The sequence below is a fragment of the Burkholderia sp. Se-20378 genome (assembly GCF_017104665.1).
Lineage (GTDB): Bacteria > Pseudomonadota > Gammaproteobacteria > Burkholderiales > Burkholderiaceae > Burkholderia > Burkholderia lata.
On the sequence record NZ_JAAGPG010000196.1, the window covers coordinates 1 to 14,798 of the forward strand.

General features: G+C 63.4%; 11 protein-coding genes, 1 tRNA gene and 1 pseudogene. 10 read left to right on the forward strand and 3 right to left on the reverse strand.

Annotated elements, in window-relative coordinates; translation table 11 throughout:
* The 10 genes and pseudogenes from G3N93_RS41640 to G3N93_RS20550 form a co-directional block, all read left to right on the forward strand.
* Positions 1-208, forward strand: a pseudogene (locus G3N93_RS41640) (hypothetical protein); the annotation flags it as partial.
* A gap of 126 nt (positions 209-334) precedes the next feature.
* Positions 335-919, forward strand: coding sequence for an SIS domain-containing protein (locus G3N93_RS20510; RefSeq protein ID WP_206133806.1), 585 nt, complete (start codon positions 335-337; stop codon positions 917-919).
* 17 nt (positions 920-936) lie between these two features.
* Positions 937-1,734, forward strand: coding sequence for a BON domain-containing protein (locus tag G3N93_RS20515; protein ID WP_174940024.1), 798 nt, complete (start codon positions 937-939; stop codon positions 1,732-1,734).
* Complete coding sequence (locus G3N93_RS20520; RefSeq protein ID WP_206133807.1) at positions 1,731-2,093, forward strand: c-type cytochrome; 363 nt, start codon at positions 1,731-1,733, stop codon at positions 2,091-2,093. Before G3N93_RS20515 ends, G3N93_RS20520 begins: the two co-directional genes overlap by 4 nt.
* Before the next feature lie 66 nt (positions 2,094-2,159).
* A tRNA-Ala gene (locus G3N93_RS20525) sits at positions 2,160-2,235 on the forward strand.
* Between the two features lie 429 nt (positions 2,236-2,664).
* Positions 2,665-5,442 (forward strand): type VI secretion system Vgr family protein, encoded by a 2,778-nt coding sequence (locus G3N93_RS20530; protein WP_206133808.1) that lies wholly within the window; start codon positions 2,665-2,667, stop codon positions 5,440-5,442.
* Between the two features lie 18 nt (positions 5,443-5,460).
* On the forward strand, positions 5,461-7,827 hold the full coding sequence (locus G3N93_RS20535; RefSeq protein ID WP_241026625.1) for a hypothetical protein: 2,367 nt from the start codon (positions 5,461-5,463) through the stop codon (positions 7,825-7,827).
* Entirely contained in the window at positions 7,824-9,290 is a 1,467-nt protein-coding gene (locus G3N93_RS20540) for a virulence factor (RefSeq protein WP_206133809.1), read from the forward strand. Before G3N93_RS20535 ends, G3N93_RS20540 begins: the two co-directional genes overlap by 4 nt.
* Positions 9,291-9,299: 9 nt before the next feature.
* Complete coding sequence (locus G3N93_RS20545; RefSeq protein WP_080741671.1) at positions 9,300-9,557, forward strand: PAAR domain-containing protein; 258 nt, start codon at positions 9,300-9,302, stop codon at positions 9,555-9,557.
* Positions 9,558-9,675: 118 nt separating this feature from the next.
* Positions 9,676-11,013 carry a virulence factor gene (locus G3N93_RS20550; protein WP_206133816.1) on the forward strand — a complete coding sequence of 446 codons (1,338 nt, stop codon included), beginning with the start codon at positions 9,676-9,678 and terminating at the stop codon, positions 11,011-11,013.
* Between the two features lie 58 nt (positions 11,014-11,071).
* Here G3N93_RS20550 and G3N93_RS20555 read toward each other — a convergent pair whose 3' ends face one another.
* From G3N93_RS20555 to G3N93_RS20565, 3 genes are all read right to left on the reverse strand, one after another.
* Positions 11,072-11,383 (reverse strand): hypothetical protein, encoded by a 312-nt coding sequence (locus G3N93_RS20555; protein ID WP_206133810.1) that lies wholly within the window; start codon positions 11,381-11,383, stop codon positions 11,072-11,074.
* Between the two features lie 128 nt (positions 11,384-11,511).
* Positions 11,512-12,921, reverse strand: coding sequence for an enolase C-terminal domain-like protein (locus G3N93_RS20560; RefSeq protein ID WP_206133812.1), 1,410 nt, complete (start codon positions 12,919-12,921; stop codon positions 11,512-11,514).
* A gap of 62 nt (positions 12,922-12,983) precedes the next feature.
* Complete coding sequence (locus G3N93_RS20565; RefSeq protein ID WP_206133813.1) at positions 12,984-14,324, reverse strand: MFS transporter; 1,341 nt, start codon at positions 14,322-14,324, stop codon at positions 12,984-12,986.
* Positions 14,325-14,798 lie beyond the last annotated feature (474 nt).

The window sequence follows — 14,798 nt, forward strand, 5'->3', positions numbered from 1 at the left end:
TTTTTTGTTTACGATGCGGCGCCGCCCGCGGTGGACTCGCTGGCGCACCCTCTGTCCCTCCGCGACGCTCTGCCGATCCCTGGTCGCGGCCGCGCTCCAGTTCTGGGCGCGGCACGGCGCCGGTGCCGCGTGCCGCTTCGACGTCGTCGCGTTCGAGGCCGGCCGGCTCGCGTGGCTGCGCGATGCATTTCGTGCCGATGATGCGTAGCCGCGAGCTGTGACGAGATGTAAAGAGTTCTTGCCGGACCCCCGGAGAGGGTGCCGGAGTACGGTAAACTCGCCGCACCCACGATGTCGCGCGATGCGTGCCACGCGCCCAGTTCACCAGGAATCGATGTCAGTCGAACGTATGCAGCAACATTTCCGCGACAGCGCTGCGGTTAACGCCGAAGCGGCGGACGCGCTGTCGCTGCCGATCGCAGCCGCGGTCGATGCGATGTTCGCCGCGCTGGCGAACGGCAACAAGATCGTCGCCTGCGGTGACGGCCCGGCGGCCGCCGCCGCGCACTACCTCGCCGTGTCGCTCGTCGGCGGCTTCGAGCGCGAGCGCCCGGGCCTGCCCGCGATCGCGCTGGCCACTGACGCGTCGCAGGGCGGCCTCGCGGGCGCGGTATCCGCCGAGCAACTGTTCGCCCAGCAGGTGCGCGTGCTCGGCCAGACCGGCGACATCCTGCTGGTGCTCGCCCCGTCCGGCGCGTCGCCGCGTGTGCTGGCGGCGATCGACGAAGCGCACGAGCGCGAGATGACCGTCGTTGCGCTGACGGGTGGCGACGACCATGCGGTCGCGGCTGCGCTGTCCGATACCGATATTCCGATCAGCGTGCCCGCCGTTCGCGCGGCGCGCATCCACGAAGTCCATCTGCTGACCATCCACTGCCTGTGCGACGGCATCGACGCGATGCTGCTGGGTGAGGATTGAACGAAGGAGAGCCGTCGATGAATCAAAGCCGCGTCAAACAGACGCTCGTCAGAACCACGCTGCTCGCTGCGCTGACGGCGGGCCTCGCCGTGTCGCTGCAAGGTTGTGTACTCGGGGTCGTGGGCGCAGCGGCCGGCGGCGGCGCGCTGATCGCGACCGATCGCCGTACGCTCGGCGCGCAGACGGAAGATCGCGAGATCCAGGTCAAGTCGCTCACGCAGATCAACAACGGGCTGCCCGACCAGTCGCACGTGAACGTGACGGTGTTCAACCGCCGCGTGCTGCTGACCGGCGAAGTGCCGAACGATGCATCGAAGCAGCGCGCCGAGGAAATCGTGCGCGGCATCAACAACGTGAACGGCATCGTCAACGAGCTGTCGGTCGAGCCGGCGTCGTCGCTGTCGTCGCGCGCGAACGACTCGTACCTCGAAGGGCGCGTGAAGTCCGAGCTGATCGCGACGAAGGGCATCTCGTCGAACTACTACAAGGTCGTCAGCGAACGCGGCAACCTTTACCTGATGGGGCTCGTGACGGTCGACGAGGGCAATCGCGGTGCGGAAGCCGCCAGCCAGGTGCCGGGCGTCGAGAAGGTCGTGAAGGTGTTCCAGTACGTGAAGCCGCAGGACGCGCAGGCGCTGCAGGACGCATCGCCCGCAAGCGGCGCGTCCGGTGCGCAGGCCGCTGCGCCGGCGGATACCGCGACGGTGGGCGCCGTGCCCGACGCGTCGGTGCAATCCACGCCGCTGCAGCCGCCCGCGCCGATCTCGAATTCGTCGAACGTGCACCCGGGCAACCCGAAGGCCCCGTCGCAATGAAGAACATGCAGATCAAGCAGATGAAACAGTGGATGGTGCAGGGCGCCGCGGCCGCGGCGCTCGTGGTGGGCGCGCTGGGCGTCGCGCACGCGGATGTCGGCGACGGCCTGAAGGTCGCGCGCGGCAACGCGTGCATGGGCTGCCACGCGGTCGACCGCAAGCTCGTCGGCCCGTCGTTCAAGGATATCGCCGCCCGCTACAAGGCCGATCCGCAGGCCGTGGCCAAGCTGTCGAAGAAGGTGAAGGAAGGCGGCTCGGGCGTCTGGGGCGCCATTCCGATGCCCGCGCACCCGCGCATGAGCGACGCCGACGTGCGTTCGGTGGTCGAATGGGTGCTGGCTGGCGCGCCGTCAAAGTAAGGTTTCAGGGCTGATTCATCCCCTATTGCCAAGCGCAGAAATGCGTGTGTATGATGGTTGACTGATGGGGCGGTAGCTCAGCTGGGAGAGCGTCGCGTTCGCAATGCGAAGGTCGGGAGTTCGATCCTCCTCCGCTCCACCAACGGAATTCGAAGGCCCGATCGTCTCGAGACAGGAAAGGGAATGCTGCACCGGGTGCAGCGTTGTGTTTCCGCCCGGGCGTACAGCCTTATGCATCGCAAACAAAAAGCCGGCTTCGTGCCGGCTTTTTGCTTTTCTGCTCGACATCGGCGTGCGTACACGTTGCTTCGTCGACTTCCTCTTCAGCCGCTTGTTTTTCCGTGCGAATCGCTCGATCCCCTCGGGCTGCGGCCGGCGCCTCCCCGCGTGACGCCGGAATCCGTCATTTTTAGTCAGATTGTGTCGGCAACCGGCATGGATACACGTAGGGTACCGAAATATTTCCGTGAATTTGATATGCTCGCTGTCACAAATCGGTAGTGTGACCGTGACATGACGCACGTCGCAAAGCCGAAGCCAACAGGTCGACAACAATATTGAGAGAACGGCTGTGTCGATAAGCGAAACAATAAGCAGCTTTGCATCGGGGGTGGTCGACTGGAACCGTCGGCCGGTCGCCTTGAATTTCGGCAAGGCGCAAGACGCGTTGGGGCACTTGCTTGCGCTGCAGCATGCGCACGTGCACGAAGGGTTGATGACCGGCATTCGCGGGCATCTGACCTGCGTGTCGGCCCGCCACAACCTGCCGCCGCGGCTGTTCCTCGGCGTCCCTGTCTCGATCCGGCTCGTCACCGATCGGGGGCAACTGCACTTCGTCAACGCGATCATCCAGGACGTGCAGATCGGCCAGAGCGACGGCGAGCTGTGCGTGTACCAACTGACGGTGTGCGATGCCCTGTCGTTGATGGACAAGCGCACGAATTCCCGCGTATTCCGTCAGAGCAGCGTCGTCGACATCCTCTCGACGCTGTTCACCGAATGGCGTCAGCGCAGCCCTGCACTGGCAGCGGCGTTCGAATTCGACCTGTCCGGCTTGAGTCGCGACCGATATCCGGCGCGCGAACTGACTCGCCAGGTCAACGAATCGGATGCGAAGTTCGTGCGCCGCCTGTTGCGGCGCGAAGGCATCACGGTGTTCGCCAAGGCCGGCCCGGTCAAAGGCGAGGGTAACAGTCACGACGATACGCCCGCGCATACGCTCGTGTGCTGCGACGATCCGATGTCGCTGCCCCAGGCACCGGCCGGTACGGTGCGGCTGCATCCGCGCGACGCCGCGACCGAGGAGCGCGACACCGTCACGCTGTTCGCGCTGCATCAGCGTCTGACGCCCGGCCAGGTCGGCCGCCCGTCGTGGGATTACAAGAAAGCGCGTATCGACGAGTCGATGGTCGCGACGAGCCTCAATCAGGGCGAGGCCGGCAACGACCTGGCGCAATTGCTGACCGATGTCGCGATCGACATCCCGCATGCGGGCGACTCGTGGAACGATCACGAGCGCCTCACCCGTGCCCGGATGCTCGCGCATCAGTTCGAAGCCGAGCGTTACGACGGCGTGAGCAGCGTACGCGACCTTGCCGTCGGTGCGTGGATCACGCTGACCGGCGATCCCGAACGGGACATGCAGCCCTCCGACCAGCGGCAGTTCGTGATCACGTCGATCGACCACGACGTCTGGAACAATCTGCCGAAAGGGCTGACCGACCGCGTGCAAGCGCTGTTTGCCGCGAGCCGGCACCTGGCCTATCCGTCGCCATTGCAGCAGCCTGCCGCAGCGACCGAGCCCGACACGCGCTACGAGAATCATTTCACCTGCGTGCGGCGTGGCGTACCGCTCGCGCCCGCATACGACCCGAAGATCGACCTGCCGCCCGTGCATCTGCTGACCGGCACGATCGTCGGCCAGCAGGGCGAGGAAGTGTTCTGCGATGCCGACGGCCGCGTACGTGTGCGGATCCACGGTCTCGATCCGGCGGATCATGCGCACGCGCAGGGCGCGGGCACGAACGACAATGCCGGCGACAGCGCACCGATCCGTGTCGGGGCGAGTCTCGCGGGTGGAAGCTTCGGCGCGCTCTTTCTGCCGCGTGTCGGGATGGAAGTCCTGATCGGCAGCCTCGGCGGCGATCCGGACCGGCTGGTCATCATCAACGTGCTGAGCAACGGCGTGAATCCGCCGGCGGCCTTCACCCACATCGGCAATCTCCCCGGCAACCGCTATGTGTCGGGGATCAAGACCAAGGAAATCAAGGGGAGCCGGTATAACCAGCTGCGTCTCGACGATACGCCGGGACAGATTTCCAGCCAGCTGGCGAGCGAGCACGCGCATTCTCAACTGAATCTGGGGTACCTGACGCAGCCTCGCCAGGACGGCCGAGGCCAGGACCGTGGTGAGGGCGCGGAATTGCGTACCGACGCGGCTGCCGCGCTGCGGGCCGCGCAGGGGATTCTGCTGACGACCTACGCACGCTCGCAAGCGAGCGGTGGGCAGCTCGATCGCGACGAGTTGTTGCGGTTGCTTGGCGAGTGCACCGAGTTGTTCAAGTCGCTGGGCGACTACGCAGGCCAGCATGGCGGACAGGCCGCCGATACGGCGGGCCAGCAGGCGGTTGCGGCTGCGTTCAAGGGCTGGACACCCGGCAGCGGTGCGTCGGGTTCCGGCAACGACGCTGCCGGGTCGCAGGCGCTGATGGCGTTCGGCGCGCAAGCCGGTTCGGTTGCGATCACGCCGAAGACGCACGTGACCTACGCCGGCGAGAACATCGACCAGGTCGCGCAGCAACATGTCCAGCTGACCAGCGGGCAGCGCATCACGCTGCACGGTGGGCGCGGCGTCGCGATGTTCGCGCACAGCGATGGCGTATCGGCGATCGCGAATCAGGGGAAGGTGACGCTACAGAGCCAGAACGACGACACGCAGATCGATTCCGCGAAGAACATTCAGTTCACGGCGGCCGGTGGCAAGCTCGCGGGCATGGCGAGCGAAGAGGTGGTCTTCACGACCTCCGGCGGCGCGTACCTGAAACTGCACGGCAGCGATATCGAGCTGGGGTGCCCGGGCAGTTTCACGGTGAAGTCGGCCGGGCACTCGTGGCAAGGGCCGGCGAGCATGAGCACGGATATGCCGAAGTTCGATCATGCGCCGCTCGGGCGCGTGCCGAAGCTCGTGCGGGCGACCGATGGGCAGGCCGTCGAGGGCATGCAGGCGGAAATCACGAAAGCGTCGGGCGAAGTGATCAAGGGGCAGTCCGATGCCGCGGGCAAGCTTGCTCCGATCCAGAGCAACCAGTTCGAACCGTTCGTCGTGAATTTCTTCAAGAACAAGATCTGACCGGGGATAAAAATAATCATGGCAGACACAGCCGATACTGCACCGGCCAGTCCGGGTGCATCTGAAAACAATCCGCCGGCGCAGGCCGCAGTGAGCGATGGTGGCGGTCTCGATCCGCGTACGCCTGCGGGCGGGGGAGCGTCGGGAGGCGGCGACGATTCGCAGAATCGCTATCTGGTCGCCAACGGTAATGGCGTGGTGACGCTCAACCAATCCGACTACCTGTGCGTGATGCAGATGCCGTTGCCGGGCATCGTGATTTTCGTGCATGGGGTCAACTCGGAAGGGGAGTGGTTCGAGCCGGGTGAAGAGGGTCTGTGCGAAGGGTTGAACAAGCGGCTTGGACGCGAAGACGATCTTTTAACTCATTGCGGGCCGAAGGGTGGTCAGATGGGTCCGATGCATTACACGGCGAGCCTGACGGACGATGGTTTTATCAACCCGCAGTTGTGGGCCGGTACGTATATGCAACCGGATGAAAATACGTTCTCGCCTGTTATTCATTTCCGCTGGGGTTACAAAGCGAACAAGGAGGAGCTGAAGCGCTACGGCGAGTCGATCTTCCTGAATGAAAAGAACTACTGGGGTGGCGGACCTTTTGCGAACGGCTGCGGTAGCCTGCCGGATTTATGGAACGCTGGTGTTGATCCCCGGATCTTCGGCTTCATCAATGTGCAGGGACTCAATCCGACGCAACGTCCGCTCTTCGAGACACCACCACGCATGTACAACGTAATGGGCGCGTTGCGTCTCGCAAAACTCATCGGCTCCATTCGCAAGGCACAGTCGGACGTGCCAATCACGGTGGTGTGCCATAGCCAGGGCAACATGGTCGGTATTGCAGCTGCGTTCCTCGGGGACCGCTTGTCGAAGGATGCGGGCGTGAGATGCGTGGCCGACACTTATGTGCTGGCCAATCCGCCCTACGGGATCGTCGGTTCTATCGAAGGCGACAACTCGCCTTTTATGGAGGACTGGACTGAACGCAACGACAAGGACAAGCACGGCAACCGTGGGCGCGTGGAGTCGCCGGCGCGGGCGAAGACGCTGAAAGCGTTCTTCGAACTGATTGCGCAGAGCAAGGATGCCGAGGACAAGCGCGACCCGCTCGATCTCCGTATGACGATGGCAAACATGAAGCCGGGCGAAGACGGCAAGCCTGCTTACGATCCGGACAACGACCGGAAACAGTACGGGGTTCAGAACCATACCTACGGCCGTGTCACGCTGTATTCATGCCCGCACGACCAGGTGATTTCCGCCGCTCCGGTGCAGGGAATGGGCTGGCGAGGATTGCATCCGGACGAGGTTGAACTCGTCAAGGGTTCGAGCCTTTTCACGCAACGTGTATTCGCAACCAATTTTCAGGTCGGTCAGGCGGAGCCCGTGACCTACGACACGTGGAAGGACGATTGGCGTTATGGCAAGGGCTCATCGGACCTGTTCTTTTATCCGACGTCGCCCCCGGCCAAATACAGCCTGGTCAAAGCACTGCGGGGCAACCCGAACTGGTACGGTAAGGTCGGCACCATTGCGGTGGCCCCTGTGCTGTATATCGTAACGATGGCGACATCGGCGTTGGGAGTGATGCGCGTCAATGCTGAGCCGCCAAAGAAATGCGGCAAGACGCAGGAGGGCTGGCACGTGATTTGCGACGCCCCTGGTCTGCCTGAGCCGTTCTTCCCGCAGGCGATTCGCTATGGGGCAGTCGTGCGCGTAAAGGATGGCAATGCGGAAAGTGATTTCAACGAGGACAACGATCCGGTGGCGGCTCAGCGTAACAAGAACAAGACAAGCATCGACAAGACTGATCCGTACGACACTTACAAACCCGACGACGATGATCATGCTGCGGAGATGGCACCGCACGGGGATGCCAGCACAGAGGCGTCACAGCGTTATGAGGATCGCGCGATCGCGCGCATGGAGGCGCGTCACAAAAACAACCCGGAATGGGTCAAGGACGGTGAGGTCGTTGGTGAGGCTGGTCCCAATGCACAGATGCCCGATGGGTATCAGAAATGGCGAAACAAGCAGATCGTGCAGATCCTCGATGCAACAGTGAATAACCCGACGAACCATTCGACGATCATGACCAATCCGAAGCACGCCAGGTTGGCACTGACGTACGATGTTGCGATCGGCATCTGTCGGATTTCGAATGAGCAATTGAACCAGTTCAGGATTGAGGCCGACTGGAGATTCGGTGAGAGTCTGGACAAGGTCAACCCGAACAAGATTTATTCGGCTTACTTCGAGAAAGGAAAGATGAATGGCGACTTTTTGCAGGATTGGGTGCTTAAAGACCCCGAAGCGACGCTGCCTGAATCGATAGACGACAAGCGTCAGGGGGGGATGTTGCTCGGTATCGGGAGGGGCGCATGAGATCGCTGTTTGCATCCCGGTCACGACGCCTTGCACTGGCATTGGTTGGGGTACTACTTGTGATGGGTGTCGTTGCTATCGAAGCGATTGGTCACGGCGCACAGACACGAAGCATGGGAGAGGAAATGACACGATGGATTGGATTGCCGGCCCTGGCTGGGATCGCTGTTTTTGCATTTGCCACGGCTTGGTCATCTTCGACTGCGGAGGCTGCTCAGCCGGTTTCCGTGCCGACACCTTCTGTGCCAGTCCAGGAGAAGCCGTTTCTCGCACAGGTGGTCGGTCTGGAATGGCTCAATCCTCTCCAACGCCGTGACTATCCAACGGAATGGCAATTGTTGTGGACGTTGGGGCTCGTCAAGCCGAACAAGAATGACGATATGGTCAGAAAGGACCCCAAGGCGTTCGGTACTGTTCGCCCTGTCGCTGGAGTTGCCTATGGCAACAACGGAGCGGAAAGTTTCGACGGGTTCTATGAAAAATATATCTCTAAGTTTCTGGGCTTATTCGCCGAGAAATATGTGATGAATGGTCACTATTTCTATACGGTCCAGCCACACGACCCGCATCAATGGCGAGAGCTGGCGGGTATTCGTGTCGAGTTTGCGATACCTCAGCGACTTGGGGCGAAGGAGGCGAAAGACTATTTGGCCTATCAGATCAAGGATTATTTTGAAATTGGCAATAAGTCCGCAAAGGACCTATGGAGCAAGGATCTGCCTGCGGACATTCAGATCCATGTCGGCGGTGCAAATGCCGGATTCACGTCGCTGAACGCTGCACTCGACTATCTGCAAGCGCATCCGCAGGAGAGCGTGTGGGTGATGAACTGGGACGCGCCGAGCTTTCCACCCAGAGATGCGCAGACGAACGAAAACCTTACCGTGCTGTTCCTCGCCGGTCCCGATCTGAAAACCGAGCGTGAACCGCTCGCATGGATCGGCAAGGCTGCGACGGGCAAGGCGAGTGACTACGAGGCGAAGGCTGGCACCACGCGTGCGGTCCAGGCATGGAAGGCGACGATCACGCAGGCTGCTCATAACGCAAACGTCGACCCCGCAAGCATCCAGTTTGTCGTGCACGACGCCGGCAAGGGTAGCGACGCGGCGTCAGCGCGTCTCGCCTCGCTGTCGCAGACACTCACGGAAACGCTGCCGGAATTCGACTACACGAAGCAGGTATTCAACACGCCGGCGCTGCTTGGCGACATGGGCGCAGGCACGGCGCTGACGGACATCGCACTCGCGATCGGCCGGATCAACCATTTCGGCGGCAATGCACTGGTTGCCGGTACAACGGACGCCGGCCACCCGACTGCCGTCGTCGTGCTACCGCCGTCTAAGCTCACACCGATCAACCCGGACGGAGACTGGTTCCGCGCACGCGGCGAGAACAATGCGTATCTCATCTGGTGGGGGCGTCGACACGACACGAATTACGGCGTCCAGGGTTACTCATACTGAGGAGCATCCATGCGCGGCATTATTCGGGTAGGGGACGTGCATAGCCATGGCGGCCGTGTAGAGACCGGCGCCTCGAACAGTGAAGTCATGGGGCGCGCGGTCGCCCGTCAAGGCGATCGCTGCACGTGCCCGCTGCATGGCGAGGTCGTGATCATCGATGGCGAAGCCGGTTTCGATGTGGAGGGCGCACCCGCGTCGTTCGATGGTCATAAAACCTCGTGCGGCGCAGTGCTCATTTCGTCAGTCGCCACCTCCGGTCTTTCCTGAACCGGGTGTGATAACGCATTTTGATTCTCTGTCTGTTGTCGAACTGGCCGGCGTTTCGCGTGAAGCGATATTCAATGCAAACGGTGCCCAGGGTTGGGCCAGATACCGGTACAAACAGATGACACGATGGGTAGGACTGCAAGCCTTGGCGGGAATAGTTGCTCTTGCATTCGCTACGGCATGGTCATCGTCGAACGCAGAGGCTGCACCGCCCACTTCCGCACCGATACCGTCGACGCCAGTCCAGGAGAAACCATTTCTCGCGCAAGTCGTGGGACTGGAGTGGCTCAATCCCCTGCAGCGTCGCGACTATCCGACGGAATGGCAACTGCTTTGGACAATGGGCCTCGTCAAACCGAACAAGAACGACGATATGGTCAGAACGGATCCAAAGAGTTTTACATCCGTTAAACCTGTTGCGATTGTTGCCGATGGTAACGGTGGGGATGAAAGTTTCGACGGATTCTATGAAAAATACGTCTCCAAACTCCTCGTCCTGTTCCATGACAAGTATGCGATGAATGGCCACTATTTCTATACGGTCCAGCCATCCGACAAGCGACACCGGCGGGAGTTGGCTGGTATCCGAATTGAATTCGCGATCCCCCCGCGACTGTCGCCGCAAGAAGCACGCGCATACCTATGCAAGGAAATGACCACGGCGTTTGCTATCGGAAACAAGGAGTTCCCCGATCTATGGAGCAAGGACACGCCACCGGACATTCAGATCCATGTCGGCGGCGCAAATGCCGGCTTCACGTCACTGAACGCCGCGCTCGACTATCTGCAGCAGCATCCGCAGGAAAGCGTATGGGTGATGAACTGGGGCGCACCGAGCTTTCCGCCCAAAGACGAGCAGATGAACGAGAACCTCACCGTGCTGTTCCTCGCCGGCCCGGATCTGAAGACCGACCGTGAGCCACTCGCATGGATCGGCAAGGCGGCGACCGGCAAGGTGAGTGACTACGAGGCGAAGGCCGGCACGACGCGTGCGGTCCAGGCATGGAAGGCGACGATCACGCAGGCAGCTCAAAACGCAAACGTCGACCCTGCAAGCATCCAGTTCGTGGTGCACGACGCAGGCAAGGGCAGTGATGTGGCGTCGACGCGTCTCGCCTCGCTGTCACAGACACTCACGGAAACGCTGCCGGAATTCGACTACACGAAGCAGGTCTTCAACACGTCGGCGCTGCTTGGCGACATGGGCGCGGGCGCTGCGCTGACGGACATCGCGCTCGCGATCGGCCGGATCAACCATTTCGGCGGCAACGCACTGGTCGCCGGTACAACGGACGCCGGCCACCCGACTGCCGTCGTCGTGCTACCGCCTTCGAAGCTCACGCCGATCAACCCGAACGGGGACTGGTTCCGCGCAAGAGGCGAAAACAACGCCTATCTGCCGTGGTGGGGGCGTCGACACGATACGAACTACGGCATCCAGGGTTACTCGTACTGAGCGTGGCCGCGAAGCCGCCGAGTAATCCCGGCCGCCATAGAACGACGACAGACGGCGGCTAGGTCAGCAACTCGTGGATAAACCTGAACGTCGGCACCGACAGCGCGGCGAACGCTACCGTGATGACCGCAAGAAGCGCCGTTCTTTTCCGCAGCAGTGCGAAGATGACGAACGACAGCGCATAGAACGCGCAGGTCAGCAGGATGATCCACCAGAGCGCCGCGTAGCCGGCGCCACCTTCGAAGTTCGATACGTTCCGCGTCATCAGGGGCGCGACATAGCCGGCGGCGGTCATGCTCGCGGGCAGGCCCAGCACCGAATACAGGACGTAGACGATGATCTGTCGCGGTGTCGGATCGGAAGACGTCATGACGGGCGGTTCTTTTTCGGGTGGAGACGGGCCGCCGAACCGTTCGCCTTGCGGGCCGATTCAGGCAGCCAGCAGGATGCGGGCGTTTCCGGTGTTTGGCAACCACCGGTCGCTACCCGCCTTCACCCTCACCCCCGCCCGAAACTCGGCCGCTTCGGATCGTACGTCCACCCCGGCACGAGATAGCGCATCGCGACCGCATCGTCGCGCGCGGTGCCGCCAACTTCCTTGTACAACGCATGCGCGGCCTCGACCTGCGCCATGTCGAGCTCGATCCCGAGCCCCGGCCGCTCCGGCACGGCCACCTGGCCGCCGACGATCTTCAGCGGCTCACGCGTGAGCCGCGCATCGCCTTCCTGCCAGATCCAGTGCGTGTCGATCGCGGTGATCGTGCCGGGCGCAGCTGCCGCCGCATGCGTGAACATCGCGAGCGACACGTCGAAATGGTTGTTCGAATGCGAACCCCACGTGAGCCCCCAGTCGCGGCACAGCTGCGCGAGCCGCACCGAGCCCTGCATCGTCCAGAAGTGCGGGTCGGCGAGCGGGATGTCGACCGCCTGCAGCCGCACTGCGTGATCCATCTGCCGCCAGTCGGTCGCGATCATGTTGGTCGCGGTCGGGATTCCCGTCGCGCGGCGGAATTCGGCCATCACCTCGCGGCCCGAATAGCCGCCTTCCGGCCCGCACGGATCCTCCGCGTACGCGAGCAGGTGGCCTTGCCCGCGGCACAGCGCGACGGCCTCGTCGAGCGACCACGCGCCGTTCGGGTCGAGCGTCGCACGTGCGTCGGGAAAGCGCGCCTTGATCGCGGCGATCGCTTCCATCTCGTCGGCGCCGGCCATCACGCCGCCCTTCAGCTTGAAATCGGCGAAGCCGTAGCGCTCGACCGCAGCCTCGGCCTGCCGCGCGATCGCGGCCGGCGTGAGCGCTTCCTCGTTGCGTAGCCGGAACCACGGCGTGCGCGCCTGCGCCTCGTCGCGATACGGCAGGTCGGTGCGGCCGCGATCGCCGATATAGAACAGATAAGCGAGCATCGGCACCGCGTCGCGCTGCTGCCCTTCGCCGAGCAGTGCCGCGACCGGCACGTCGAGATGCTGGCCGAGCAGGTCGAGCAGCGCGGCCTCGATCGCGGTGATCACGTTGTCGAGCCGCAGGTTGATCTCGTGCGGCTGGCGCAGCACCGCTGCTTCGCCGGCCGACGTCACCTCATGGCGGATCGTGCGGCCCGCACCCGCACCCGCACCCGGGCCCGCGCCGGACAGCGCCGCGCGCACCGCGTTGAGCGTCGCCTGGTAGCGTCCGATCGACTGGCCGACCACGAGATCCGTCATGCGCTCGAGCGCGTGGCGGATGCCTTCGCCGCCCGGCACTTCGCCGACGCCCGTGTGTCCGTTGCTGTCGTCGAGGATCACGAGGTTGCGCGTGAAGTACGGCGCATGCGCGCCGCACAGGTTGAGCAGCATGCTGTCGCGGCCGGCGACGGGAATCACCTGCATGCGCGTGACGCGCGGGGTGCCGGCACGGCGGGATTCGGACATCGGTTCGCTCCTGGTTCCGGTGGTGCACGGGCCGCCGGCTGCGCCGGTGCGGCCCGCGCCGTTCATTGAAGCTCGACGCGGCGGATCTCGCCGACGACGAACAGGTAGCAGATCACGGCGACGAGCGCGTGCGCGACGACATAGACGAGCGCGCCGTTGAACGAGCCGCTGCGGTCGACGATGTAGCCGATCGCGATCGGCGTCGTGATGCTGGAGAGGTTGCCGCACGTGTTGAGCAGCGCGCCGCTCAGGCCCGCGATCTGGCGCGGCGCGGTGTCGGCGTTGACCGCCCAGCCGAGCGCGCCGAGCCCCTTGCCGAAGAACGACAGCGCCATGAACAGCACGACGAGCACGTGCGAATCGGTGTAGTTGCAGACGATCATCGACATCGACAGCAGCATGCCGAACACGATCGGCACCTTGCGCGCGACCGACAGCGAGCGGCCCTGCTTGAGCAGCCCGTCGGACACGACGCCGCCGAGAATCCCGCCGAGGAACCCGCACACGGCCGGGATCGACGCGACGAGCCCCGCGTTGAGGATCGACATCCCGCGCGCCTGCACGAGATAGACGGGAAACCACGTGATGAAGAAATAGGTGAGTGCGTTGATGCAGTACTGCGCGACGTACACGCCGATCAGCATCCGGCTTTTCAGCAGTGCCTTCACGTGGCGCATCGACGGGCCGCCGTCGCTTCCGCCCGTCGCCTGGTCGATGTTGACGAGCGCGCCGCCTTCGGCGAGGTAGTCGAGTTCCGCGCGGTTGATGCTCGGGTGGTCCTTCGGGTCGTACATCGTGCGGTTCCACACCAGGACGAACGCGAAGCCGAGCACGCCCATCACCGCGAACACCGACTGCCAGCCGAACGCGTGCACGAGCCAGCCCATCAGCGGCGCGAACACGACGGTCGCCGCATACTGCGCGGCGTTGAAGATCGCCGACGCGGTGCCGCGTTCGGCGGCCGGGAACCACGCGGACACGATCCGGCTGTTGGCCGGGAACGACGGCGCCTCGGCCGCGCCCACCAGGAAGCGCAGCCCGAACAGCAGCGCGAACGCGGCCGCGCCGCCGAAGAAGCCGATCGAGCCCTGCAGCAGCGTGAACAGCGACCAGAAGAAGATGCTGAACGCATAGACGATGCGCGACCCGTAGCGGTCGAGCAGCCAGCCGCCCGGCAATTGCGCGACCACGTACGACCAGCCGAACGCGGAGAAGATGAAGCCGATCTGCACGTGGCTCAGGTGCAGTGCGCGGGCGAGGCTCGGGCCGGCGATCGCGATCGCCGCGCGATCCGCGTAGTTGATCGTCGTGACCGCGAACAGGACGGCCAGCACCAGCCAGCGCACGCGGGTGCGCCGGGCCGTTGCCGACGCGGACGCCGGCAGCGCTTGAAGCGGATTCATGACTGTCTCCTCCGAAGGGCGGAAGGTGCCGTCGTGCGGCAGGCGCGTCGATGCGCGCCATTCGTGTGGGTGCTGCCGGCCGGAGGCCGGACGCCGTTGCCCGTGGGCAGGGCGTCCTGGCCATTCTGTCATGTCGAAATTTGCGCTTTCATGCCAATTGCTGACTTGATCGATTCAGCAATTGAATCGATCGGGCGGGGGCCGCGCCGCTGTCGCTGTCGTATTTTTACCCGGATGATATTGACATCCAATTTATACCCGGATAAAAATAGCGTCATTCTGATTCCAGCCTGCGGGCGACCATGATGACCACCACCACACTGCTTCCTTCCTGCACGGCTTTCGACGGCCACCGGCGATCCATTTCCAGCGCTTGTGTTTTCGCATGTCACTTTTTCAGCAAACGTTCGAGCGCGCGGTTGACTTCATCGGCCGCATCCGTCCCCCACTCGCGTGCCTTGTCGGCGGCGTCCG

Bases quoted from the DNA above. Each gene is read 5' to 3' on its own strand.
- G3N93_RS20520 (WP_206133807.1), top strand. From the start codon at position 1,731: ATGAAGAACATGCAGATCAAGCAGATGAAACAGTGGATGGTGCAGGGC.
- G3N93_RS20535 (WP_241026625.1), top strand. From the start codon at position 5,461: ATGGCAGACACAGCCGATACTGCACCGGCCAGTCCGGGTGCATCTGAA.
- G3N93_RS20560 (WP_206133812.1), bottom strand. From the start codon at position 12,921: ATGTCCGAATCCCGCCGTGCCGGCACCCCGCGCGTCACGCGCATGCAG.
- G3N93_RS20515 (WP_174940024.1), top strand. From the start codon at position 937: ATGAATCAAAGCCGCGTCAAACAGACGCTCGTCAGAACCACGCTGCTC.
- G3N93_RS20510 (WP_206133806.1), top strand. From the start codon at position 335: ATGTCAGTCGAACGTATGCAGCAACATTTCCGCGACAGCGCTGCGGTT.
- G3N93_RS20540 (WP_206133809.1), top strand. From the start codon at position 7,824: ATGAGATCGCTGTTTGCATCCCGGTCACGACGCCTTGCACTGGCATTG.
- G3N93_RS20550 (WP_206133816.1), top strand. From the start codon at position 9,676: ATGACACGATGGGTAGGACTGCAAGCCTTGGCGGGAATAGTTGCTCTT.
- G3N93_RS20555 (WP_206133810.1), bottom strand. From the start codon at position 11,383: ATGACGTCTTCCGATCCGACACCGCGACAGATCATCGTCTACGTCCTG.
- G3N93_RS20565 (WP_206133813.1), bottom strand. From the start codon at position 14,324: ATGAATCCGCTTCAAGCGCTGCCGGCGTCCGCGTCGGCAACGGCCCGG.
- G3N93_RS20545 (WP_080741671.1), top strand. From the start codon at position 9,300: ATGCGCGGCATTATTCGGGTAGGGGACGTGCATAGCCATGGCGGCCGT.